The sequence below is a fragment of the Serratia sp. BNK-10 genome (genome assembly GCF_047456065.1).
GTDB classification, from domain to species: Bacteria; Pseudomonadota; Gammaproteobacteria; order Enterobacterales; family Enterobacteriaceae; genus Serratia; species Serratia ureilytica.
Genome location: NZ_CP179894.1, coordinates 2,899,927 through 2,924,176 on the forward strand (window position 1 = coordinate 2,899,927; position 24,250 = coordinate 2,924,176).

23 protein-coding genes are annotated in these 24,250 nt (G+C 60.3%); all 23 read left to right on the forward strand.

Features of this window, described 5'->3' with window-relative positions:
• Window positions 1-2 precede the first annotated feature (2 nt).
• The 23 genes from ACMGG9_RS14125 (at window position 3) to tssG (ending at window position 24,228) form a co-directional block, all read left to right on the forward strand.
• A complete protein-coding gene (locus ACMGG9_RS14125) occupies window positions 3-638 on the forward strand; it encodes a DUF3540 domain-containing protein (protein WP_033650852.1) in 636 nt (211 codons plus the stop codon).
• 17 nt (window positions 639-655) lie between these two features.
• A complete protein-coding gene (locus ACMGG9_RS14130) occupies window positions 656-1,048 on the forward strand; it encodes a DUF4150 domain-containing protein (RefSeq protein WP_033643549.1) in 393 nt (130 codons plus the stop codon).
• A 48-nt stretch (window positions 1,049-1,096) separates the two neighbouring features.
• Entirely contained in the window at window positions 1,097-1,597 is a 501-nt protein-coding gene (tagV, locus tag ACMGG9_RS14135; RefSeq protein ID WP_033643550.1) for a type VI secretion system accessory protein TagV, read from the forward strand.
• Between the two features lie 29 nt (window positions 1,598-1,626).
• Window positions 1,627-2,157 (forward strand): type VI secretion system lipoprotein TssJ, encoded by a 531-nt coding sequence (gene tssJ / locus ACMGG9_RS14140; RefSeq protein WP_033643551.1) that lies wholly within the window; start codon window positions 1,627-1,629, stop codon window positions 2,155-2,157.
• A 40-nt stretch (window positions 2,158-2,197) separates the two neighbouring features.
• The gene (gene tssK / locus ACMGG9_RS14145) at window positions 2,198-3,544 is read left to right on the forward strand and encodes a type VI secretion system baseplate subunit TssK (protein ID WP_042785741.1); all 1,347 of its coding nucleotides are present in this window, start codon (window positions 2,198-2,200) and stop codon (window positions 3,542-3,544) included.
• A 21-nt stretch (window positions 3,545-3,565) separates the two neighbouring features.
• Window positions 3,566-4,768: a DotU family type VI secretion system protein gene (locus ACMGG9_RS14150; protein ID WP_049272050.1), complete on the forward strand. Its 1,203-nt coding sequence runs from the start codon at window positions 3,566-3,568 to the stop codon at window positions 4,766-4,768.
• Window positions 4,768-8,403, forward strand: a complete 3,636-nt coding sequence (gene tssM, locus ACMGG9_RS14155) for a type VI secretion system membrane subunit TssM (RefSeq protein WP_182073747.1) — start codon at window positions 4,768-4,770, stop codon at window positions 8,401-8,403. The genes ACMGG9_RS14150 and tssM overlap by 1 nt, the downstream gene beginning before the upstream one ends.
• An 18-nt stretch (window positions 8,404-8,421) precedes the next feature.
• Window positions 8,422-9,141, forward strand: a complete 720-nt coding sequence (gene tagF, locus ACMGG9_RS14160) for a type VI secretion system-associated protein TagF (protein ID WP_033643553.1) — start codon at window positions 8,422-8,424, stop codon at window positions 9,139-9,141.
• 23 nt (window positions 9,142-9,164) lie between these two features.
• Window positions 9,165-10,196: a type VI secretion system protein TssA gene (gene tssA / locus ACMGG9_RS14165; RefSeq protein ID WP_033650848.1), complete on the forward strand. Its 1,032-nt coding sequence runs from the start codon at window positions 9,165-9,167 to the stop codon at window positions 10,194-10,196.
• 122 nt (window positions 10,197-10,318) lie between these two features.
• Complete coding sequence (gene tssB, locus ACMGG9_RS14170) at window positions 10,319-10,855, forward strand: type VI secretion system contractile sheath small subunit (protein WP_015378282.1); 537 nt, start codon at window positions 10,319-10,321, stop codon at window positions 10,853-10,855.
• Between the two features lie 3 nt (window positions 10,856-10,858).
• Window positions 10,859-12,364 carry a type VI secretion system contractile sheath large subunit gene (gene tssC / locus ACMGG9_RS14175; protein WP_004934958.1) on the forward strand — a complete coding sequence of 502 codons (1,506 nt, stop codon included), beginning with the start codon at window positions 10,859-10,861 and terminating at the stop codon, window positions 12,362-12,364.
• Window positions 12,365-12,668: 304 nt separating this feature from the next.
• A complete protein-coding gene (locus tag ACMGG9_RS14180) occupies window positions 12,669-13,151 on the forward strand; it encodes an Hcp family type VI secretion system effector (RefSeq protein ID WP_004934962.1) in 483 nt (160 codons plus the stop codon).
• Window positions 13,152-13,218: 67 nt separating this feature from the next.
• The gene (locus ACMGG9_RS14185) at window positions 13,219-14,049 is read left to right on the forward strand and encodes a pesticin C-terminus-like muramidase (RefSeq protein WP_227818391.1); all 831 of its coding nucleotides are present in this window, start codon (window positions 13,219-13,221) and stop codon (window positions 14,047-14,049) included.
• A 13-nt stretch (window positions 14,050-14,062) separates the two neighbouring features.
• Window positions 14,063-14,857, forward strand: a complete 795-nt coding sequence (locus ACMGG9_RS14190; RefSeq protein WP_042784884.1) for a lysozyme inhibitor LprI family protein — start codon at window positions 14,063-14,065, stop codon at window positions 14,855-14,857.
• Window positions 14,858-14,873: 16 nt separating this feature from the next.
• Complete coding sequence (locus ACMGG9_RS14195; RefSeq protein ID WP_046687348.1) at window positions 14,874-15,209, forward strand: T6SS amidase immunity protein Tai4 family protein; 336 nt, start codon at window positions 14,874-14,876, stop codon at window positions 15,207-15,209.
• A gap of 69 nt (window positions 15,210-15,278) precedes the next feature.
• Window positions 15,279-15,614 carry a T6SS amidase immunity protein Tai4 family protein gene (locus ACMGG9_RS14200; RefSeq protein ID WP_227711491.1) on the forward strand — a complete coding sequence of 112 codons (336 nt, stop codon included), beginning with the start codon at window positions 15,279-15,281 and terminating at the stop codon, window positions 15,612-15,614.
• Between the two features lie 724 nt (window positions 15,615-16,338).
• On the forward strand, window positions 16,339-18,066 hold the full coding sequence (gene tagH / locus ACMGG9_RS14205) for a type VI secretion system-associated FHA domain protein TagH (protein WP_342185331.1): 1,728 nt from the start codon (window positions 16,339-16,341) through the stop codon (window positions 18,064-18,066).
• Window positions 18,066-18,839: a PP2C family protein-serine/threonine phosphatase gene (locus tag ACMGG9_RS14210; RefSeq protein WP_033643559.1), complete on the forward strand. Its 774-nt coding sequence runs from the start codon at window positions 18,066-18,068 to the stop codon at window positions 18,837-18,839. The genes tagH and ACMGG9_RS14210 overlap by 1 nt, the downstream gene beginning before the upstream one ends.
• Before the next feature lie 29 nt (window positions 18,840-18,868).
• A complete protein-coding gene (locus tag ACMGG9_RS14215; RefSeq protein WP_089191949.1) occupies window positions 18,869-19,855 on the forward strand; it encodes a type VI secretion system-associated protein in 987 nt (328 codons plus the stop codon).
• A 15-nt stretch (window positions 19,856-19,870) separates the two neighbouring features.
• Complete coding sequence (locus tag ACMGG9_RS14220) at window positions 19,871-20,692, forward strand: type VI secretion system accessory protein TagJ (RefSeq protein ID WP_033643561.1); 822 nt, start codon at window positions 19,871-19,873, stop codon at window positions 20,690-20,692.
• A 2-nt stretch (window positions 20,693-20,694) separates the two neighbouring features.
• Window positions 20,695-21,270 carry a type VI secretion system baseplate subunit TssE gene (locus ACMGG9_RS14225; protein WP_033643562.1) on the forward strand — a complete coding sequence of 192 codons (576 nt, stop codon included), beginning with the start codon at window positions 20,695-20,697 and terminating at the stop codon, window positions 21,268-21,270.
• 4 nt (window positions 21,271-21,274) lie between these two features.
• Window positions 21,275-23,161 carry a type VI secretion system baseplate subunit TssF gene (gene tssF / locus ACMGG9_RS14230; protein ID WP_033643563.1) on the forward strand — a complete coding sequence of 629 codons (1,887 nt, stop codon included), beginning with the start codon at window positions 21,275-21,277 and terminating at the stop codon, window positions 23,159-23,161.
• On the forward strand, window positions 23,158-24,228 hold the full coding sequence (gene tssG / locus ACMGG9_RS14235; protein ID WP_414161493.1) for a type VI secretion system baseplate subunit TssG: 1,071 nt from the start codon (window positions 23,158-23,160) through the stop codon (window positions 24,226-24,228). The genes tssF and tssG overlap by 4 nt, the downstream gene beginning before the upstream one ends.
• Window positions 24,229-24,250: the final 22 nt, after the last annotated feature.

The window sequence follows — 24,250 nt, forward strand, 5'->3', positions numbered from 1 at the left end:
CCATGAGCGTTGTCAACACTACTCGCGCCGTCAACATCGCGCCGCCCCAGCAGGCCGCCGGCCAGGTCGTCAACCTGTTGCCGGACGGCAGCCTGGTGGTGGAATGTGAAGGCCGCGGCTGGCATTGCCGCCGTGCGGCCAGCTGCCTGCTGACGCCGGCCCTCGGCGATAGCGTGCTGGTCGCCGGTTGCGGCCACCAGCTGTGGGCGATCGCCGTCCTCGAGCGCGCGGAACCGCAAAACGCGGCGCGGCTGAGCGTCGAAGGCGATCTGCACATTGAAACGCTGCACGGCTCGCTGTCGCTGCACGGCGCGCAGGCGCTGAACCTGAGCGGCGACGCCATGACCCTGCAAGCGAACAGCGGCGACTGCCACGTCGACAAGATGAAATACAGCGGCGAAGAGCTCTCGGCTTTCGTCAGCATCAGCCGCCTGGTCGGCAAACGCTGCGAGTCACTGTGGCATTCGGTCAGCCAGATCAGCCACTCGCTGTTTCGCAAAGTGCGTCAGACCGAGCACGTGCGCGCCGGGCAGCTGGATTATCAGGCGGAAGATTACGCCCGCATTCATGCTCGCAACACGCTGATTACCTCGAAAGACATCACCAAGCTGGATTCGGAACAGATCCACGTCGGATAACCTTGCGGAGGCCTTTTATGTTTGCCAACAGCCAAATGATCGGCGTGGACCTGGCGTTTCCCGACGTCTGTCTGACGCCAAGCCCGGCGCCGGTGCCCATTCCCTACCCGGATATCGCCCTGGCGCCGACCGCCATCCCGAACGCGTTCAACATTCTGTTCGTCGGCACCCCGGCGCACAACATGGCGACGGTGACGCCACTGACCAACGGCGACAACCCCGGCGTGGCCACCGGCGTCGCTTCCGGCACGGTGATGGGGCCGTCCCGCCACCTGACCGGCGCCTTTACCGTGCTGCTCAAAGGCACCCCGGCCACCCGGCTGACCAGCCTCAGCCTGCAGAACTCCACCAACGCGCTCGGCATGCGCATCGTGCCGAGCCAATTAAAAGTGTTGCTGCTTGCGCCCTGATGACGGCGCTTTATTACACAGCCATTCAATCAAGAAAAAGAGGACATTGTGAAAACACGGATTACCCTGACGTTGTTGACCGCCCTGACGCTTGCCGGTTGCTCCACCCCACCGCCACCGCCGCCGGCGCTCAATAACGACGCCATCGTCAGCAGTGAAGTCAACGGCGTCACGCTAAAGCACCGCGCCGCGGTGAGCGCGCCGAAACAGTTCAAACCGATCGGTGAGGAGTACCGCAGCCTGTACGCCGCCAGCATCATGAGCAGCCCGAATTATACCGGCACCGCCGTCGGCAGCCTGGACAATGCCGCCGCGTTCTACGCGCTGGGCGAAGTGGAAAACAACTGGCTGGCGATCTCCGCCATCCGTGGCGGCGATCTGGTGGGGTATATCCAGGCCAACGCCGGCGTGCCGGAAGCGCGCTACAAAGCGACGCTGCGCAAAGATCTGCCGCGCCGCGCGCGCGCCGCCAAGCAGGACTGCGTTAAAGTCGGCGGCGACAGCAAGGCGTGCAAAAACGCCGGCTCAGCCACCTGGATCCTCCAGTAGTCAGCACGCCTGCGGGCGACGAGATTCCCATGACGACGACCCCTATCGCTTCCCGCTGGTGCGGGATGCTGTTTCTGCTGCTGGGCGCGCTGGCGCTCGGCGGCTGCATGTCTTCCGCGAAAAGCGTGCCGGCGCGTTACAGCCTGGTCTTCGACGCTGACCGCCAGGTCAACGCCGCCGCCGGCGCGCAACCGGCGCCGATCAAAATTCGCGTGCTGCTGCTGCGCTCGGATGCGGAATTCATGGAAGCCGACTTTTTCAGTCTGCAAAACGACGCCAAAAGCGTGCTCGGCAACAGCCTGCTGGACAGCGATCAGTTCTTCCTGACGCCGGGCCAGACCGGCAAAAAGCTCGGTGGGCAAAGCACATTGGACGCACGTTACATCGGCGTGATCGCCGAATATCAAAATCTGGACGGCAAGACCTGGCGCATTTCACTGCCGCTGCCGGAACCCACCGAAACCAATTTCTACAAGGTATGGCAATTCTCGCCGGATGAGCTGGAAGCGCATATCGTCGCGGGCGTGAGTGGCCTGCGCCCCGTAAAAAAGGTCGACTGACCTACCGCTGCGCTGAAGCGAAGTAACTATAGGTGTGATGATGAAAGATGCTCATAAGGTTGTCTGGACTGAGGGGATGTTTTTGCGCCCTCACCATTTCCAGCAGGCGGAAAACTATCTCGAAGGCTATATGCGCAACTGGGGCCAGGCCCACAGCGGCTGTTTCTGGGGATTTCTCACCCTGGATCTGGACCAAACGCTGCTGCGCCAGGGCAAGATCGCGCTCAACGCCGCCAGCGGCATCATGCCCGACGGCACGCCGTTTCGCTTCTCCGGCGCCCAGCAGGCGCCCGCGCCGCTGGCCATCGCCGACAACAAGACCGGTGAAAACGTGGTGCTGGCTCTGCCGACCTATCGCGCGGGGCGTGAAGACGTGATCTTTCAGGAAAGCCCGGAAGCGCTGGCGCGCTATCTGGCTTACGAGACCGAAGTCGACGATCTCAACGCCGTCTCGGTGGGCAGCGCGGCCTTGCAATTCGGTCGCCTGCGCCTGCGGCTGATGCTGGAGAGCGAGCTGAACGCCGAATGGACGGCGCTCAGCGTCACCCGCGTGCTGGAAAAGCGCAGCGACAACAGCCTGCGTCTCGATACGGCACAAATCCCGCCGATGCTGAACTGTCAGGGCAACCCGGTACTGAAGACCTTCATCAACGATCTGCAGGGGCTGCTGCAACAGCGCAGCCAGCAGATGAGTCAACGCCTGCTGCAACCGGGCCGCGGCGGCAGTTCCGAAATGGTCGATTTCATGCTGCTGCAGCTGATCAACCGCCATCTCGGTCAGGTGAGCCATGCCTACCACCTCGACCATCTGCACCCGGAGCGCCTGTTCGCCGATTGGCTGCAGTTCGCCACCGAACTCGCCAGCTTCTCGGCGCAGCGCACCCCGGAAGGCCGCCTGCCGGTGTATGACCACGACAACCTGGCGCTGTGCTTCGGCAAGCTGATGCTGTTGCTGCGTCAGGGCCTGTCGGTGGTGCTGGAGGACAACGCCATTCAGCTGACGCTGGTCGAGCGCTCCCACGGCCTGAACGTCGCCACCGTGCAAGACGCCAAAATGATGCGCGACTTCGGCTTCGTGCTGGCGGTGCGCGCCGACGTGGCCGCCGAGGTGTTGCTGACCCACTTCCCAGCGCAGATGAAGATCGCCCCGGTCACGCGCATCCGCGATCTGGTGCAGCTGCAGCTGCCGGGCATCGGTCTGCGCACCATGCCCGTCGCGCCGCGCCAGATCCCTTATCACGCCGGCTACACCTATTTCGAGCTGGAAAAAGGCGGCGACCTTTGGAAACAGATGGAAAAATCCAGCGCCTTCGCCCTGCACCTGGCCGGCGAATTCCCGGGGCTGGACATGGAATTTTGGGCGATTCGCAGCCATACGGACCGGTAACCTATGACTCAGGAAAATAGCATGGCGCCGGCGGCCAACCCGCTGGTGGACGCCGCCAACCCGCTGCTGAACGCCATTTCGCAGATCCGCCAATCGGCCACGCACGCCAACCCGGCGCAGCTGCGCCAACAGCTGATCGACGAAATGCGCCGCTTCGAGATCCGCGGCCAACGCGCCAACCTGCCGTACGAAGTGATCATCGGCGCGCGTTATTGTCTGTGCACCGCGCTGGATGAAGCGGCGGCGCTGACCCCGTGGGGCAGCAACAGCGTGTGGTCCGGCAGCGGGCTGCTGGTGACCTTCCATAACGAAACCTGGGGCGGCGAGAAGTTCTTCCAGCTGCTGGCCAAGCTGTCGCAGAGCCCGCGCGAGCACATCAATCTGCTGGAGCTGATCAATTATTGCCTGCTGCTGGGCTTTGAAGGCCGCTACCGGGTGATGGAAAACGGCCGTTCGCAGTTGGAAACCATGAAGCAGCGCCTGCTGCAGCTGATTCGGTCGGTGCGCGGCGGCTACGCCCCGCCCCTGTCGCCTCATGCGTTGGATCTGCCGGTACAACAGAAACTGTGGCGTCCGCTGGTGCCGCTGTGGGCCTGCGTGGCGCTGACCGGCTTCCTGGCTTCGCTGCTGTTTATCGCCCTCAACTGGCGGCTGGGCGACAACACCAGCCCGGTGCTGGCGGCGATTTACCAAACCAACCTGCCGCAGGTCGCGATCGGTAATCCGGCGCCGGCCGCGCCGCCGACGCTGAGCCTGAAAAGTTTCCTGCGCAAAGAGATCGCCGAAGGATTGGTGGTGGTGCGCGACGAAGCGCAGCAAAGCGTGGTGATCCTCAAAGGCGACGGGCTGTTCGACTCCGCCGCCACCACGGTGCGTGCCAACTATATTCCGGTCATCGACCGCATCGCCGCCGCCATGAACGGCGTCAGCGGCAAAATCCTGGTCACCGGCTACAGCGACAACGTGCCGATCCGCAGCGCCCGCTTCGCCTCCAACTGGGAGCTGTCGCTGGCGCGCGCCGAAGCGGTCAGCGCCCGCTTGCAAAAACACCTCGCCAACCCGCAGCGGGTCAAGGCCGAGGGCCGCGGCGAGAGCAACCCCGTCGCGCCGAACGATAACAAAGTGAACCGCGCGTTGAACCGCCGGGTAGAAATTACGCTGTTGGTCGCCCCGGAAAACACCCAGGCGGAAATCAACGGCTTGCCGCAAGGAACCGGAAAGTAATGCTCAGTACGTTATTCTCCATCATCACCAGTCGCCTGCTGTGGGGCTTTGTCGGCATCACCGCGCTGGCGTTCATCATCTGGACGATCGGCCCGCTGGTCGCCATCGGTGACTATCGCCCGCTGGAGCCGGAACTCAACCGCCAGATCGCCATCGGCGCTATCTACCTGATTTGGTTCCTGTGCCGCCTGATCCCGCGCCTCTACAGCGCCTGGTTCAACAGCCGTCTGCTGAGCAACCTGCGCGCCGCCGAAGCGGTGCCGGCGGAAGACGGCAAGCCCGAGATCAAACCAGACGATCCGCTGGCCCAGCGTTTCGACGAAGCGGCGCAGCTGTTGAAAAAGGCGCGCTTCGCCCCGGGCCAGGGCGACGGCAAACATCGCTGGATGACCCGCTTCAGCCGCCAATATCTGTATCAGCTGCCGTGGTATGTGATCATCGGCGCGCCCGGCGCCGGTAAAACTACCGCGCTGGTCAACTCCGGCCTGCATTTTCCGCTGGCGGATCGCTTCGGCAAGTCCGCGCTGCGCGGCGTGGGCGGCACCCGCAACTGCGACTGGTGGTTTACCAACGACGCGGTGCTGCTCGACACCGCCGGCCGCTACACCACCCAGGAAAGCCAGCGCGAAGAAGACGCCGGCGAATGGCAAAGCTTCGTCGCGCTGCTGAAAAAATATCGCACCCGCCAGCCGATCAACGGCGTGATGGTCACCATCAGCGTCGCCGATCTGCTGAGCGACAGCGCGGAAGCGCGCGCCGCGCAGGCCAGCGCGCTGCGCAAACGCCTGATAGAACTGCACGAACAGCTGGGCATTCACTTCCCGGTCTATGTGCTGGTAACCAAAACCGACCTGCTCAACGGCTTTATGGCCTATTTCGGCAGCTTCGACAAAGCGCAGCGCGACCAGATCTGGGGATTCACCTTCCCTTACGAGCGCTCGCGGCAGCCAGACTTCAACCTGAACGCCGCCTTCGAACAACAATACGCCCTGCTGCAACAACGGCTGGATGCGGCGCTACCGGATACGCTGCTGATGGAGCACGACGCGCGCCAACGCGCCGAAAGCTACCTGTTCCCGCAGGAATTCGCCGCGCTGCGCCCGCTGCTCGGCCAATATCTGGAACAGGTGTTCGCCACCTCCAGTTTTGAAACCCGCTTTACCCCGCGCGGCATCTACTTCACCAGCGGCACTCAGGAAGGTCTGCCGTTTGACCGGGTGATGGGCGAACTGAACCGCTACCTGCAGCTGCCGCCGGCCAACTCAGGGACGCAGGCCAACGCGGCCTGGGACAGCGTGGGCCAGGAAACGCCGATCCCGGCAGCCAAAGGCCAGAGCTTCTTCCTGAAAGAGACGCTGGAATCGGTGGTCTTCCAGGAGTCCGGGCTGGCGGGCAGCAACCGCTGGTGGGAATACCGCAACCGCGCCCTGCACTGGGCGGGGTACATCGCGCTGGCGGTGATCCTGGCGGTGCTGGCGATGTTGTGGTTCACCAGCTACGGCAACAACAAGGCCTATCTGGCGGAAGTGGCCGCCAAGGTGCCCGGCGTCGAGCGCCAGGGGCAAAGCCTGACCCAGTTGGGCAACGGCGATATGTTCTCGCTGCTGCCGTTCCTCAACAGCCTGCTGCATCTGCCGGACAGCCAGAACTTTTCGCTGGACGATCCGCCGTTCACCTATCGCATGGGATTGTTCCGCGGCGATCAGGTCGGCGACGCCGGCAATGCCCTGTACCAAAAAGCGCTGAAAGAACTGCTGCTGCCGCAGGTGGCGCAACAGATCGCCGCCACGCTGCGCAACGATAACCACGGCGACGCGGACTTCAGCTATGAAGCGCTGAAGGCCTACCAGATGCTGTATCTGCCGAAGCAGTACGACGGCAAATTCCTGCGCGCCTGGGTGATGCTCAACCTGCAGCGCAACCTGCCGCAGGGCAGCACCCAAAAACAGCTGCAGCAGATCGAATGGCACCTGAGCCAACTGCTGGATACGCAGATCCAGGCCTCGCCTTACGCCAAAGACGAGCCGTTGGTGGCGCAGGCGCAGGCCGCGCTCAATCGGGCGCCGCTGTCGCAACGCGTCTACGGCCGCCTTAAGCGTCTGCTGCTGAAACAGACCGACATCAAGCCGGTCAGCCTGGTCGATTTGGCCGGTCCGCAGACCGAACTGGCATTCAGCCGCAAAAGCGGCAAACCGGTGACCGACGGCGTGCCGGGCCTGTTCACCTCGCAGGGGTATTGGAAAGCGTTCAACGACAACATCGATCCGGTGACCGATACCCTGCGCAAGGAAGACGTCTGGGTGTTGAACAGCCAGACGCCGGAGCAGAAAAGCGCCGATCTGACCAAGACCATCCGCCAGCTGTACATGCAGGACTTTATCAGCGCCTGGGATGAGCTGCTGGGCGATATCCAACTGGCCAACATCGGCAACCTGACCCAGCGCATCAGCAGCGCGCGCCTGCTGTCCGGCAATCCGTCGCCGATGCGCAATCTGCTGGTTAACGTCAGCAAAAACGTCACCCTGCGCGACGAGAAAAGCGACGCCGATTCCCGCTCGCTGCTGGCCAAAACCGAAGACAAACTGAATCAAAACGCCAACCGCACGCTGGAGGCGCTGTTCACCAACCGGCCGGCCAACGCCGACGGCGACGTGTCGGCCCAACCGGAACAGCTGGTGATGGCGCACTTCGCGCCGCTGCTTGAACTGGCGCAAAGCCAGGGCGAAGGCAATAAGGCGATCCCTTTCGACAGCGTGCTGAAACAGGTCGATGAGCTGTACAGCTACCTGACGGCGGTGCAAGGCGCGGCCAACAGCGGCATGTCGGCGCCGCCGAGCGACATCATCCCGCGCCTGCAGGCCGAATCCGGCCGCTTGCCGGTGCCGTTCAAACAGATGCTGCTGTCGCTGGCGATCGGCGCCAGCAGCGACACCCAGCGCAAAGAGATGGAAAACGTGAAAAAGCGCATCAGCTTCGAGGTCGGCAGCTTCTGCCGCCAGGCGATCGCCGGGCGTTATCCGTTGGTGGCCCGGGCGCGCCAGGAAGTGACGCCGGACGATTTGGCGCGCATGTTCGCGCCGAACAGCGGGCTGATGGACAGCTTCTTCCGCGACAACCTGCAGGGCAAGGTCGATACCACCCGCGCCAACTGGCGTTTCACGCCCGGCGTGGACGGCAAGACGCTGCCCGGCGGCGAAGGCATCCTGCGGTCGTTCCAGCAGGCGCAGCGCATCCGCGACGCCTTTTTCGCCAACGGCACGGCGACGCCCTCTTACCGCGTGACCGTGCGGCCGGTGCGGATGGATAACGACATCCTCAACCTGACGCTGGATATCGACGGGCAACTGTTCAAATACAGCCACGGCCCGCAGGTGCCGCTGGTGGTCAGCTGGCCGGGCACCCGCAATACCAACCAGGTGCATCTGCAGCTGGCGCTGGCCAACGGCACCACCGCCAGTCTGGTGACCAGCGGGCCGTGGGCGCTGAACCGCCTGGTGGATATGGCGCAGTCTTCGGGCACCGGCGGCCTCGGCCGTCAGGCGACGTTCAATCTCGACGGCCACCGCGTCACGTTGGAGTTCACGCCCAACAGCATTCGCAATCCGTTCCAACTGCCGGCCTTCTCGTGCCCGTAGCCCCGAAAGGACATGACCATGAGCACTGATTCAAGCGCCCCGACGAGCATCGGCTGGTACGGCAAACTTCCTTCCGCCGGTGACTTCCTGCAACGCCGTTTGCCTGACCCGGTGGTCAACAACTGGGCCCACTGGTTCCATAACGGGCTGGTGAATTTGCAGCGCGATGCGCAGGGGCCAAACGATCACCCGTTCAGCAACGCGCCGGTGTGGAACTTCGTGATCCCCGCCACGCTCGGTAGCCAGTACGTGCAGATGGGCTGCCTGTTGCCGGCGCGCGACCGCGTCGGGCGGCGTTACCCCATCTGCGCGCTGCGCCTGTTCAGCCAACAGGATTGGCGCCCACAACAGCTGAACATGGCGGCGAGCTGGTACCAACAGCTCGGCCATACCCTGCTGAACGGCGTGCGCAACGGCTTCTCCGCCGAACAGATCGACCGCACGCTGCAGGCGATCCCGGCGCTGCCCAGCCCGCCGGCGGAAGCGGACTCCGAGATCTTGTCGATTATCGGTTTCCAGCATCCGGACGTACCGGGCCTCGGCTGGCAGCAGGCCGCCGACTGTTTCGATCCGGCGCAGTACACCAGCTTTTGGTGGACCAATCAGGCCGACGGGCACCCGCTCTACACCCACGTGCACAGCGGCAACCTCACCGTGCAGCTGTTTTCATTGCTGTTCGAACCCAACGGCTGGGCGCGCCCAGGCCGCGGCGGCCAGTACCCGCAAATGTTTGATTAACATCGCTCGTTGAAGGAAATCTTATGGCTATCGACACCGATACCCTGCTGGCCCCGGTTGACGCGGACACGCCCTGCGGCGACAACCTGGAATACGACGCCGACTTTCTGGCCATGGCGCGCGCCGCCACCGGCAAAGCCGAACAGCAATTCGGCAACACCATCATTCCGGAAGAGGCGCCGGATTGGGTGCAGGTCGAGCGTCTCGCAAGCTCGCTGCTGGCGCGCACCAAAGACCTGCGCGTCATGCTGTATCTCACCCGCGCCTGGACCCAGCTGCGCGGATTGCCGGGCTATGCCGACGGACTGACGCTGATCCACCAGGCGATACTCCGCTACTGGGATGCCCTGCAGCCGCCGCTGGAGTTCGACGGTGAGGCCGACCCGCTGTTTCGCATCAACGCGCTGGCCGACCTTGGCGACAAGGCCGCGCTGGCCGCCAGCGTGCGCGCCGCGCCGCTGCTGAAAAGCGCCGCCGGTGAAATCTCGCTGCGCGATGCCGGCGCCCTGCTCGACGGCAGCAAGCAAGAGTGCCCCAACTTTCCCGGCGGCCGCGCACGGCTGCAGGATGAGCTGGCGCAACAGGATCGCCCCGAAGGCGCGCTGGTGATGCATATCGCCAACACCCTGGCCGCCATTCGCAGCGAAGTCACCCGCCATCTGGGTGAAAGCGCGCTGCCGGAAATGAGCGCGCTGACCAAGGTCTTTTCGCTGGTGGCGCTTGCCGGCCAGAGCGAGGCCCCGGCCGCCACCGAAGCGGACACCACACAGGAAACCGCCGCTGAGCAGCCACCGGCCGCCGTGCAGAGCACCTCTGCCTCACTCAACTGGCGCAGCGCGCAGATCCAGTCGCGCGATGACGCCCAGCTGATGCTGGACAAGGTGAAAAACTATTTTCGTCTTCATGAGCCAAGCCACCCGGCGCCGCTGATGATCGATCGGGTACAGCGACTGATTACGCTGGACTTTATGCAAATCGTCCGCGATTTGGCGCCCGATGGGCTTAACCAACTGGAGACCATTCTCGGTCGCCCCGACAACGAGGAGAACAGCTAGCCGCCGACTTTTGTTCTCTTGACGACACCCGATACCGTCTGCCCCTGCGCAGACCCGAATCAGAACCTGACTCTCCCAGCCGGACGAGGCGCGTTCCCAATCGCCATTAGATGGAGTAAATCATGTCAAACTCGAAATCCCGCAGCGGGCAGAAATTCATCGCCCGCAACCGCGCGCCGCGCGTACAGATTGAATACGATGTCGAAATTTATGGCGCAGAGCGCAAAATCCAGCTGCCGTTCGTGATGGGCGTGATGGCGGATCTGGTGGGGAAAGCGGTCGATCCGCAAGCCAGCGTGGAGGAGCGCAAGTTCATGGAAATCGACGTCGACAACTTCGACGAGCGCATGAAATCGCTGAAGCCGCGCGTCGCTTATCAGGTTGACAATACCCTGACCGGCGAAGGCAAGCTGAACATCGATCTGACCTTCGAAAGCATGGAAGACTTCTCCCCCGCCGCTATCGCCCGCAAGGTCGACGCGCTGGACAATCTGCTGGACGCCCGCACCCAGCTTTCCAACCTGCTGTCCTACATGGACGGTAAAAACGGCGCCGAGGAGCTGATCTCCAAGATCCTGCAAAACCCGGCGCTGCTGAAATCCCTGACCGACGCGCCGAAGCCGGCGGTTAACGATGACAACAACGAGCGTGAGGATTAATCGATGAGCAACTCGCCTCAGCAACAAAATGCGTTGCAAACCACCGAGACTTTTTCCAGCGATGAGTTCAGCGCGCTGTTGAACAAAGAGTTCCGGCCGAAGACCGATCAGGCCAAAGAAGCGGTCGAGAACGCGGTGAAAACTCTGGCGCAGCAGGCGCTGGAAAATACCGTCACCGTTTCTTCCGACGCCTACCGCACCATCCAGGCGCTGATCGCGGAAATCGACGAAAAGCTGTCGCAGCAGATCAACCAGATCATTCACCACGACGATTTCCAGAAGCTGGAAGGCGCGTGGCACGGCCTGCACTACCTGGTCAACAACTCTGAAACCGACGAGATGCTGAAGATCCGTTTCATGAGCATTTCCAAGCAGGAGCTGGGCCGCACGCTGAAGCGTTATAAAGGCGTGGGCTGGGATCAGAGCCCGATCTTCAAGAAAATCTACGAAGAAGAGTATGGCCAGTTCGGCGGCGAGCCCTTCGGCTGCCTGGTGGGCGACTACTACTTCGATCACAGCCCGCAGGACGTGGAGCTGCTGGGTGAAATGGCCAAGATCGGCGCCGCCTCGCACTGCCCGTTCATCGCCGGCACCGCGCCAAGCGTGATGCAAATGGAGTCCTGGCAGGAGCTCTCCAACCCGCGCGATCTGACCAAGATTTTCCAGAACACCGAATACGCCGCCTGGCGCAGCCTGCGTGAATCAGAAGATGCGCGCTACCTGGGCCTGGTGATGCCGCGCTTCCTGGCGCGCCTGCCGTATGGCATCCGCACCAATCCGGTGGACGAGTTTGACTTCGAAGAAGATACCGACGGCGCGACCCACGGCAACTACACCTGGACCAACGCCGCCTACGCCATGGCCGCCAACATCAACCGTTCGTTCAAAGAGTTCGGTTGGTGCACCGCCATTCGCGGGGTGGAATCCGGCGGCGCGGTGGAGAACCTGCCGTGCCATACCTTCCCGAGCGACGACGGCGGCGTGGACATGAAGTGCCCGACCGAGATCGCCATCAGCGATCGTCGCGAAGCCGAGCTGGCCAAAAACGGCTTTATGCCGCTGGTGCACCGCAAAAACTCTGACTTCGCCGCCTTTATCGGCGCGCAGTCGCTGCAGAAGCCGGCGGAATACTACGACGCCGATGCCTCAGCCAACGCCCAGCTTTCCGCGCGCCTGCCATACCTGTTCGCCTGCTGCCGCTTCGCGCACTATCTGAAGTGCATCGTGCGCGACAAAATTGGCTCCTTCCGCGAGCGCGACGATATGGAGCGCTGGCTGAATGACTGGATCATGAACTACGTGGACGGCGATCCGGCGAACTCATCGCAGGAAACCAAGTCGCGCAAACCGCTGGCCGCGGCGGAAGTGCAGGTGGAAGAGATCGAAGACAACCCGGGCTACTACAGCGCCAAGTTCTTCCTGCGCCCGCACTACCAGCTGGAAGGCCTGACCGTCTCCCTGCGCCTGGTGTCGAAGCTGCCTTCGCTGAAGCAAAACGACGCGTCCTGATGGACTGGAGTCAGGCCGCGGTAGTGCGGCCTGACTAATGCAGCAACCTCATCGTCAGCCTATCGCAGAAAACCCGGATCGCATGTGGAACCAAGATAACGCGAAATAATTAAGCATTGAGCCATTAGCACTTAATAGTGGCTCGGTAACCCGTACCGATAGTTTTCGGTATTTAAGAAGGTGCATGGCACAAGGATATAAATTGGTAATGCATTACCACACTTGCAATTCCTGCTGCTATTACCTGAGTTTTTCAACGTAACGTTAATACTACTGTTAACCCTTAATAAAGAGTGAAGAAACTATGGCTATTGATATGTTCCTGAAAGTTGAAGGTGCCAGCGGCGAATCCAAAGATTCGAATCACAAAGGCTGGACCGACATTACTTCTTTCTCCTGGGGCGCTTCTCAACCGGGCAATATGGGCGTTGGCGGCGGCGGTGGCGCCGGCAAAGTGTGCTTCAACGATCTGCACGTCAACGCGCTGATCGACAAGTCAACCCCGGCCTTGCTGAAGCACTGCTCAAGCGGCAAACACCTGACCAAGATTGAGCTGTCGGTTTGCAAGGCGGGCGGCACCCAGGTTGAATACGCAAAAATCACCCTGGAAGACGTGCTGGTCACCGCCGTGCAGTACACCGGTGCAGGCGGCGAAGACACCGTGGGCGTCACCTACTCCTTCCAGGCGGCGAAAGTGAAACAGCAGTACTGGGAGCAGAGCGACAAAGGCGGCAAAGGCGCCGAAAGCAGCGCAGGTTGGAACATCAAGGAAAACCGCGAAGCTTAATTGTTATACAACCTCCCCGTTATGGGGAGGTTGGTTTGGCAAGCGATGTATTTTAGATAAGGAAATCATGATGAAAGCGATTAGAAAAGGTGACAGAGGAAATCACGTAAAATCATTGCAAGAATTGCTTAATAAACAGGGGGCTATTCTTAACTCTGATGGCATATTCGGTCTAAAGACTGAATTAGCAGTAAAAAAAGTGCAACGTAAAAAAGGTCTGCATGTTGACGGCATCGCTGGTCGAAAAACATTCTTAGCCCTGGGTTCACACGTCGAAACTCGAGCACCACAACCTCCTATCGGTGGTAGTGCAGGTCGTCAAGGTCCCGGAGCTATGGGCATTTCACAAAGCGGTTTAAGGTTTATCTTTAATATTGAAGCATGGCGCGGAGTAAGTAACCACCTACATTGGCCTGGCGGTGCAAGCGGGGTCACTCTGGGGCCGGGTTATGATATGAAAGCTCGCTCTATAGAATCAATAAAAAATACCATGATCGCGATTGGATTAGACAGCGCAACTGCAGATAAAATCAGTGCAGCCGCCGGGCTACATCATCAGCAAGCTAAAGACTTCGCGAAAGAAAATCACAATTTAGTGGTTTTAACCGACACACAGGAAACGGAACTACTTAAATTTATAGTACCTGCCTATGAAAGAGCTGTTAGGAATAAAATTCTTGTTCCACTCACACAACAAGAGTTTGATGCGTTAGTCTCCTTTGCTTATAATCCAGGTGGTCGACTCAACAACGTCGCAGCATTCATTAATCAGAGCAAAATATCTGATGCAATGACAGAAATAAAACGTGCCATTACCTCAGGTGGAAAAGTGATGAAAGGGCTGATAAACAGAAGAAATTACGAAGTCGAGCTCTATTTAAATGGAAACTATCGCTAAGGAATTCGCCACAATGAAATTATCTGCATTTTTAATTAGTAGCGTATTTTTCTCACTTACTGCATGTGCAGCAGAAAAAAACGTTAATGCCCCAACATCATCAACTATTGATGGCTTATGGCAAGTGACTCAGGTCAACATAGACAATGAGACTACCCGCACGCTTAGCTATCAACTTAACGACCCTCGATTACTAGGAAGGGTAATCAATATTTCCACTAAATCAATAGAAAACAATCTGCCGGAAAAAGACGTCTGCACAGCGCCAACCTTAAGTATTGAGAGAAGCACGCTAAATCAATTCATCGGTAAGTCGATGGGCGGAGATAAAAGCATCTCGGCTAAAAACTATGCATTGAAAGAAAACGGCCAAGCAGAAGTCTCTCTTTTCAAGATCGCTTGTCACTCCGGATCATTCGGCCCATCCGATAATGGTGCAGGCTCCAGCTTTGCCGCTCTCAATCCAAAAAAAATGCTGGTTAATTGGTACGATGGTTCGCTACTGCAATTAGAACGGTTACCGAAAGATCCTAAACCTGCAGCGTCTTTCGACTGTGCCAAATCTACAAGCGTTGTTGAAAAAACTATCTGCTCAGACTTCAATTTATCCGCCTATGACAAAAGCGTTTCCCAAGCTTGGCTGTTGGCAAAAAAGCAGGCGACCGATGTAGGGGATAAAAAACTGGCGGCTTCTTTAAACAGCACGCAAAGATCTTGGTTACTGCAAAGGGATAAATGCCGAGATGACAAAGATTGCCTGGCCGATACGATGCAAAAACGAATCGATGCACTTACGTCACACGATTAAAACTGCGTTCCTACTCATGTTGGCGGTATTGAATACTGAAGCTTCCGCCAACGAAAAGTACTCCTCTGCCGAGTACCTCAAAAACTACGCGCTTAGCGTTTGTATCGCCGAGGGGTACTCAGCAAAAGAAGTCAAAAACGATGCCGCCGCCGCTGCTCGGGGTTATATGGAGTTCGGCGATTATTCTCTGGAGGCGCATACCGCCGTCAGGGCGCTGGCAAAAGAATTTCTGGCAAAGCCCTATGACAGTATGTCAGGGGAGCCGATGACGATGGCAAAGTGCATCGATCTTGTACATAGCCAAGCGTTGCAAGCCATCATCAAGAAGTACCAAGGGAAAGACGACAACTGATATCAGAGTTGCTCAAACGACGGCTCATATCAAAGGTTATCTCGGATGAGAAGATACACGTACTTTTTAATGTCTCTGCTGCTCGGAAGCCATGTAGCCCTTGCTGAAAACTCACTCAATATTTTATCGCAAGAGGCACTATATAAAAATTGGTTAGTCAGCCGCTGCATTGGGAAGTCCACTGACTCAGAAAAAACCAAGCAAGACGCCTTCCGTTCCGCTTCCGCCTATTTAGAATTGAGTAAACTGCCGATGGATGCATTCGAACAAGGCGAAAAGCTGGCTGAACAGTACGCCAATAAAAATAGCCAAGGCTCAGTTAAAGGAAGTTATCATATTTTAGATTGCCTTTCACTGCAGAACGCCAGTGAAGCTGAAGCCATTTTTAAACGTTACTCAAAGTAATAGCCGCTGTGATAGAATTCATTTTTTGCAGCCATCAGCCTCAAATTAATTACATTTTTATCACTTATAATTTATTACTTGAAAATATACCAGCACCATTAATCATCAGTCATTGGGAAAATATTCCTTGACTTTCTATTACTCAGTACAAACCATATGGAATTTTAGAGCATTGGGATAAGGAAAAAACAGTGATCGATGACGTCACGCTTTCCACCTACTCTTACTCATTTGTGTTTTTATACTTTTTCCTGTCAGTCTTAGTATTTGTCGGGCTTTATCACCTAAAACAAAAAACCAACAATAGAAAATCCTATTCCCTTTTTGTGATAGCTACCACAGTAAATTTATTTGCAAGCATCATCCAAGGTTTAGTATTTAACTATGGTTCTGAGATACTGGATCCAATGCTCAATATAAAATTTCAAGATTATGACGATGTCTGGTACGCCAGTATTATATTCGCCCTTACTTACCTATCTCAACTACCGACTAATCTCTATTACAAAAGAAAGGGTAAGAACAATGAGAGTAATAGCAAAGACATCACCTGACATATACAGGCTCACGTTACTAAATTGAAGCTTGCGAACATATAATGCGTTAACCAAAGAATTTAGTCACTCAAATTCAAAGCTCTCTCTTAGGAAAGAAATCAAGTCGAACTCATCCAGTTATCGAGTTCCACTGTCTGGCCATAAGATCTAATCAGCAGGAATGCCTTATGCGATTTTCCATTGTAAAAAATAAAAGCGGCCAGGTTCCGCCGCAGAGCAGTTGCGATTTTCTGCCGCCGGGCGGCACCATCGGCCGCAGCGTGGACAACAACCTGGTGCTGCCGGACGAAGAGCGCGCCATTTCCCGTCTGCAGGCGATCGTGCACATTTCCTCTGACGGCGAATGCCGCATCACCAATCGCGGCAACGTCACCCGCGTGCTGCTGAACGATATTCCGCTGGAGCGTGGCCGCCAGGTTGAACTGCAGGATGGCGACGTGCTCGGCATCGACGATTACCAGATTGAAGTCAGCGCGCTGCAACAGCACGCCGCGCCGCAGGCTCAACCGGTGGCCAAGGCCGTTGCCGCTGCTGCGGCCCCTGCAGCCGCCGCCAAAGAAAAATCCGCCGCGCCGATCCCCAACGAAATCTGGGACAGCCTGGTGGAAGAATTTACGCCGAATGCGCCGGCTGCCGTCACCCCGCCGCCGGTAGCCAATCCAGACAGCCATCCGCTGCTGGACACCCCCACTCGCGAGCTGAATCCGGCCGATCCGCTGGCGCAGCTGGCGGGCGATGTCGATCTGCGCCAATTGCAGCAACAGCAAACCGATCCGGCCGCCTTGTTCAACACCGACTCCACTTTTGAGCGTGAGCATATCCTGGCCGACACCACCCCCAGCGCGCTGCTGGCGGAGCAGGCTGCGCCACCGCGCCCGGCTCCCCCCGTCCAGAATGCGCAGCAACCGGAACAAGAGCTGGATCCGCTGGCGCTGTTCGGCGGTTCATCCGCGCCCGCTTCGCCAGAGACGTTAAACAGCAACGACCCGCTGGGGCTGTTGATGGGCGGCGCCGTGCCGCTGGCTCAGCCGGAGGAACCGGCACAACCGCCGTCCCCACCACCGGCGCCGATCGCCGCACAACCGCAAGCGCCGCGCCCTCAACCGACGCCGCCGCCCGTGCAGAGACCCGAGCCGCAGCCCCAACCCGCACCGCAGTTCAGCCAGCAGGAACCGCCTGCGCAACCTCCGCGCCCGCGCCAGGGCAACCGCCTGGGCATCGATCCGGTCGCCTACCAGTCCGCCCAGCGGCAGCACGCCGCCGCGCCGAATGGCGACACCTTGGAGGGGCCGCTGCTGACGGCGCTGTTGCAAGGCCTCGGTCTCGACGATCTGCAGCCGCAGCCGCATTTCGACGAACAACAGATCCGCCAGGCCGGCCGCCTGCTGAGCCTGTTCTCGCAAGGCACCGTCGCCCTGCTCTCATCCCGCTCGATCCTCAAGCGCGGCGTGAAGGCTGAGATGACCATGATCCTCGACGAGGCCAACAACCCGTTCAAACTGCTGCCTTCGGGGAAAACGGTGCTGATGCAGATGTTCGGCAGCCAGATGCCGGGCTTTATGCCGCCGGAACAGGCGGTGCGCGATGCGCTGATCGACCTGCAGGCGCACCAGCTGGGGATGATCGCCGGCATTCGCGCCATCATCGCCGCCATGCTGCAGTCCTTCAACCCGGAGCGCCTCGAAGAGGAAGCGCGCAAGGAAGGCGTGGCGCCGCGTCTGTCGCTGCCCGCCAACCGCAAGGCCGCGCTGTGGGACTACTTTGTGAAGAACTATCAGCAAACCTCCGGCGAGATCGAGGACGATTTCCACACCCTGTTCGGCGAAGCCTTCCTGCACGCCTATGACGTTGAAGTGAATCAATACAAAGACTCACAGACCAAACCGGACGCGTAATGAATATCACCATAGCCTCTACCTCCAATCAGGGCGGCCGCGCCTCCAACCAGGATCAGACCGGCGAGGTGCTCGGCAACCGCGCCGCCTGCTTCGTGGTGTGCGACGGCATCGCCGGTTTTCCGGGCGGTGATATCGCCGCCAAACTGGCGCGCGACACCATTTTGCAAAACTTCGACGGCGAAAAGCACCTGAACGCCCAGAGCATTCGTCAGCACATTACGCGCGCCAATGCCGCCATCCACCAGCAGCAGCGGCAATCGGACGAATACAGCAAGATGGGCACCACGCTGGTCAGTCTGTTTATCGATCGCGATTACCAGCTGGCCTACTGGGCGCACGCCGGCGACAGCCGCCTGTACCTGTTCCGCCGCGGCTACCTGCATGCCGTCACCACCGACCACAGCCTGATCCAACAGATGCAGGACGCCGGTTATCAGACCAACGGCATCAACAGCAACCTGCTGTATTTCGCGCTGGGGCTCAACGAAGAGCGCGACGCCACCTACAGCGACGTGCTGCAGCTGGAAGACGGCGACGTTTTCCTGCTGTGCACCGACGGCTTCTGGCACAGCTTCAGCCAGGCCGAACTGGAACAGTCGCTGCACATGGTCAACTCCCCCAGCGAGTGGATCGCCCTGATGCAGCAGGCATGGAAGAAAAACAATAACAGCGATAACTACAGCGCTATCGCCGTCTGGATTGGCTCACCGCAGGAAACCACCCTGCTGCATTCGCTGGCGGATGCGGAACGGTTTCTCATTCGCGACTGAGTCGGCGCACATTCACAGCAAGGTTCACTATGAAATACTGGATGCCGGGGCTCGCCGCCCTGATGGCGGTACCGACCGCGCAGGCGATGAACTATCGCCTGGTTTACTCCCCCAGCCAGAAGCTGGAAGTGTTTATCGATGACGTCAAGAACAGCAATCCGGAAAGCTGGTGCGGCAAAAGCATCCCGCTGCGCATCGTCTCGGCGCAAGGCAAAGATCCGGCCGTGTTGAACGACTTTCTGCCCCGCGTCGGCAATCTGCTGGAAAAGCAGTGCCCAAAAGCCGGTCATCTGCCCTGGACGCTGACCGACAAGCGCGGTGAGAAGCTGGCGACCGGCGAAGCCGCCAAAGCGCGCGGCTGGAAACCGGTGGTCAAACAAGAGACCGCCGAGCAGCCGCAAACCCCGCCGCCGCCGACCATTCCTGCGGCGGTGGCCGTCACCTCTGCGCAGGCGGACACCGCGCCGCCACAGCGTTTCAGCCTGCCGCAGGGCTGCCACTTCCGCACCTTCTGGGGTGACGAAGCCACCGGCGGCGCGCTGTTCATTCCCGCCGGCGACGCGCTGCGCTGCGGCGAGGACGGCTGGCTGCAAGGCAGCGGCGCGGTCACGCTGCAACACGGCGGGCAAACCCTCTCGCCGACGCTGTGGTTCCTGCAAGGTTACCCGCTGGCGAAGATCAACGGCGGCGATCGTGCGCTGACCGTCGTCAGCGCCAACGCCCAACGGCTCATTTTGGGCGGCAACCCGCAGGCGCCGGGCAGCTTCCTGCTGCTGACCTTCGAACCGCAGTTGCATGCCTGGGCGTTCAACGGTGAAGCGATCGTTGAAATGCCGCGTGTCGACGCCGCCGACGAGACCAAGATCACACAGCGCGTGCAGCAGGCGCAAACCGCCTGGCAGCCGCTGCTGAGCGCCGCCGCCCCGCTGACCTTCAAGCTGGTGGAACAGCTGGCCGCAGACCGGGTCGATCCCGCCAGCGGCAGCTACCTGTCGGTTAACGGCGCCACTCACTGATTATAAGGAAAGCCTGTGAAATCATTAGCAAGCATGCTGCAAGGCCAGTCGATCGCCGCGGCCATCACCGCCGTCGAGAACGATATCAAGGCAAAACCGGCGGATGCCGACCTGCGCGCCGCGCTGGTGCAACTGCTGTGTCTGAGCGGCAACTGGACGCGCGCCAACGCGCAGTTGAAATCCTGGCAGGCGCTGAAACCGATCGCCCAACCAACCACACTGCTGCTGATGCAGTCGGTCAACGCCGAGCTGCAACGCCAGGCGGTATTCGCCGGCACGGCCGCGCCGACGCTGCTGCGGCAGGCGCATCCCTGGCTGAAACTGATGGTGCAGGCGCTGCATCAGGATGCACAAGGGGCGGCCGAGCAGGCCCAGACGCTGCGCGATGAGGCGCTGGAGGCCGCCCCGGCCGGCGCCGGGCGGTTAATGTTGGCCGAAGGCGACCAAGAGCGGCAGCTGAGTTTCGACTGGCTGACCGACGGTGACGGCCGCCTCGGGCCGGTGTGCGAGCTGGCGCTCAACGGCGTTTACTACTGGGTGCCGTTTGCCGACATCGCCGCGATCCAGTTCCAGGCGCCACAGAGCGCCATCGATCTGGTGTGGAGCCATGCGCTGGTGCGCCTGACCGACGGCCGCGAACAGGTATGCCAACTGCCCGCCCGTTACCCGCTGCCCGAAGGCAGCGACGACGCGCTGCTGCTCGGCAAACGCACCGAATGGCAACCGCTGGGCGACGGCGCCCACTATGCGGGGCTGGGCCTGAAGACCTGGCTCAGCGAAAGCGACGAATTCCCGCTGCACAGCCTGCGGCAGTTGAGCTTCGACGCGAGCGCCTGACCATGAACGACAAGCGCCCACCCCACTATGACGGCGGCGATCTGCGCCGCCAGGGCTATCGCTCTCGTCAGGACAGCGAACGCCTGACTTCACGCGACAAAATGCAGCCGGTGCTGCTCGACATGCTGACCGACGACGAACCGCAGAAAAAGCAGGAGGCGCAGGTGCGCAACCTGGTGTCGCACAGCGAGCTGCGCCGCCGGGTATTGCGCGATTTGCAGTGGCTGTTCAACTGCGTCAACAGCGAATCCAATCTGGATCTCGGCGATTTTCCGCAGGTGCGGCGTTCCACCCTGAATTACGGCATCGCCTCGCTGGCGGGCAAGCGCATGTCGGACATCGAATGGCTCGACATTCAGCGCGCGCTGACCGATTCCATCCTCCATTTCGAGCCGCGCATTCTGCCCGACGGGTTGCAGGTGCGCTGCATTTCGGACACCGGCTCGCTGGAGCTGCACAACGTGCTGTCGATCGAAATCAAGGGCCGCCTGTGGTGCGTGCCCTATCCGCTGGAGTTTCTGTTCCGTACCGACGTGGATCTGGAAAACGGCCACTTCGATCTGAAAGACATAGGGTAAGGCGATGGACAGTAAACTGTTAGATTATTACAACCGCGAGCTGGCCTATCTGCGTGAGATGGGCGCCGAGTTCGCCGAACAGTACCCGAAGGTCGCGGGCCGTCTCGGCATGCGCGGCATCGACGTGGCGGACCCTTATATCGAGCGTCTGATGGAGGGCTTCGCCTTCCTCACCTCGCGCGTGCAGCTGAAAATGGACGCCGAGTTCCCGCGCTTTTCTCAGCGCTTGCTGGAGATCATCTACCCCAACTACCTGTCGCCGACGCCGTCGATGGCGATCGCCGAGCTGCAGCCGGACAGCAGTAAAGGCGATATCAGCAACGGCTTCGTGGTGCCGCGCGGCACCATGATGGACAGCCAGACGCTGAAGAAAAGCGGCATCACCTGCAGTTACACCACGGCGCATGACGTCACGCTGCAGCCGGTGCGCATCGCCGGCGTCGAGCTGGGCGGCATTCCGGCCGATATTCCGCTGGCCTCGCTGGGGCTGCAGCACAGCGGCTGCGTCAGCGCGCTGCGCATTCGGCTGGAGTGCTACGAAAGCGTGACGCTCAACAACCTGCAGCTGGACCAATTGATGTTTTACCTGGCCGGGCCGGACATGCAGGCGCAGCAGCTGCTGGAGTTGCTGATGCAGCACAGCGTCGGGCTTGTCTGCCAAACGGTGGAGGCTCAGCCGCAACGGCGGGCGCTGGCGTTGGATGGGCTGCGACAGGAAGGCTTTGCCGCCGATCAGGCGCTGCTGCCCAACGATCTGCGCAACTTCGAAGGCTACCGGCTGCTGCAAGAATATTTCGCCTTCCCGGCGCGCTTCCAGTTCTTCAGCGTCAACGGCCTGCGCCCGCTGTTGCAAAGCGTGCGCGAAGGGAAAAAGGCGCTGCGCCAGTTCGAAATCGTGGTGCTGCTCGATAGGCACGACGCCGCGCTGGAACGGGTGGTCGACGTTGCCCATTTGGCGCTGCACTGCACGCCGGTGATCAACCTGTTTCCGAAAGTGGCCGAACGCATCGCGATCAACGAAAAGAACCACGAATACCATCTGGTGGTCGACAATATCCGACCGCTGGATTACGAAGTGTTTTCGGTGCAGCGGCTCGGCGGCAGCGCCAGCGAAAAACGCTACGAGCAAGAGTTTCGGCCGTTTTACAGCACCCTGAGCGCGGACGATGGCAACTATGGCGCCTACTTCTCGCTGCGGCGCGAACAGCGCACGCTGTCGGAGCACGCCCGCCGCTACGGCACCCGCACCGGCTATGCCGGTTCGGAAGTGTTCGTATCGCTGGTGGACGAACGGCAGTCGCCGTGGCACAGCGATCTGAAATACCTCACCGCCGACGTGCTGTGCACCAGCCGCGACCTGCCGTTGATGCTGTTGCAGCAGGATCAGGGCAATTTCGTGATGCCCGATTCAATCCCGATCAAGCAGGTCTCGCTGCGCAAAGGCCCTACGCCGCCGCGTCCGGCGCTGGCCGAAGGGATGATCACCTGGCGGTTGATCAGTCAGCTGCAGCTGAATTACCTCAGCATGATGGACGGCGATCCGGAACAGGGCGCCGCCAGCCTGCGCCAGCTGCTGGGGCTGTACGGCAACCTGAGCGAGCCGGCGATCGCCAAACAGATCCAGGGCGTGCGCCACTGCAACCTGCGGCCGGTCTATCGGCGAGTGCCTGAACCCGGCCCCATCGTGTTCGCGCGCGGCATCGCCATCGATCTGACGGTCGATGAGCAGGCGTTCTCCGGCAACAGTCCTTACCTGCTCGGCAGCGTGCTGGAGCGCCTGTTCTCGCGCCTGGTGGCGATGAACACCTTCACCGAGATGACGCTCTCCAGCCAGCAGCGCGGCGAGATCGCCCACTGGCAGGCGCGCATGGGCAAAAGGACGCTGATATGAGCGCGGAGATGATCGCCACCGAACTGGCGCCGCCGCAGATCAACGCGCTGTATCGCCTGCCGGACGACTTCTGGCCGCGGCTGCGCAGCGCGCCTTACAAGCACGATCTGTTTCAACTGCTGCGCCGCATCGACGCCCAGGGCGGCCAGCCCTACCTGCTGGGGCGCGCGCCGCTGCCGCGCCACGAGATGCTGCGCCTGGGCCAGGAACCTTCGCTGTCGTTCGCGCCCTCCACGCTGGCGCAGGTGACGCCGCGCGCCAACAGCCCACTGCACGACGTTTCGATCTTCAGTTTCGGCCTGTTCGGCCCCAACGGGCCGCTGCCGCTGCACCTGACCGAATACGTGCGCGAACGGGTGTACCACCACCAGGACACTACCCTGCTGGCGTTCACCAATCTGTTCCATCACCGGCTGACGCTGCTGTTTTACCGCGCCTGGGCCGACGCGCAACCGACGGTATCGCTGGATCGCCCGGACAACCGGCGCTTCGACGAGTACCTGTCGAGCCTGATCGGCATCGGCCAGCAGGCGCAGCAAGAGCGCGACAGCATCAACGCCCACGCTAAACATTTTATGGCCGGTCATCTGATTCGCCACAGCCGCGATCCGGAAGGCCTGAGCAAAATTTTGCAGCAGTATTTCAAGGTGCCGGTGCGCATCGTCGAAAACGTGCCGCACTGGCTGCGGGTGGAGCCGCGCGAGCAGGCGCGGCTCAAGGCCGGACGCGGCGCGCCGCGGCTCGGCGAATCGGCCTTTCTCGGCATCGCGGTGCGGGATATCCAGCACAAGTTCCGCATCGAGCTGGGGCCGATGCCGCAGCAGGACTATGACCGCTTTCTGCCCGGCGCCGATCTGTGCCGGCAACTGCGCGACTGGGTGCGCCAATACCTGGGCATCGAGTTCGTCTGGGAAGTCCGCCTGATCCTGGCGAAGGAACAGGCGCACGGCATCCAGCTCGGCGGCGCGCAGCGATTGGGCCTGAGCAGTTGGCTGGCCGACCATCGGCGACAGCGCGATCTCGACGATCTGATCTTCAGCCCTGAACCGCTGGAAAACCCGTTCTGACCCTATTTCGGCCGACGCCCGG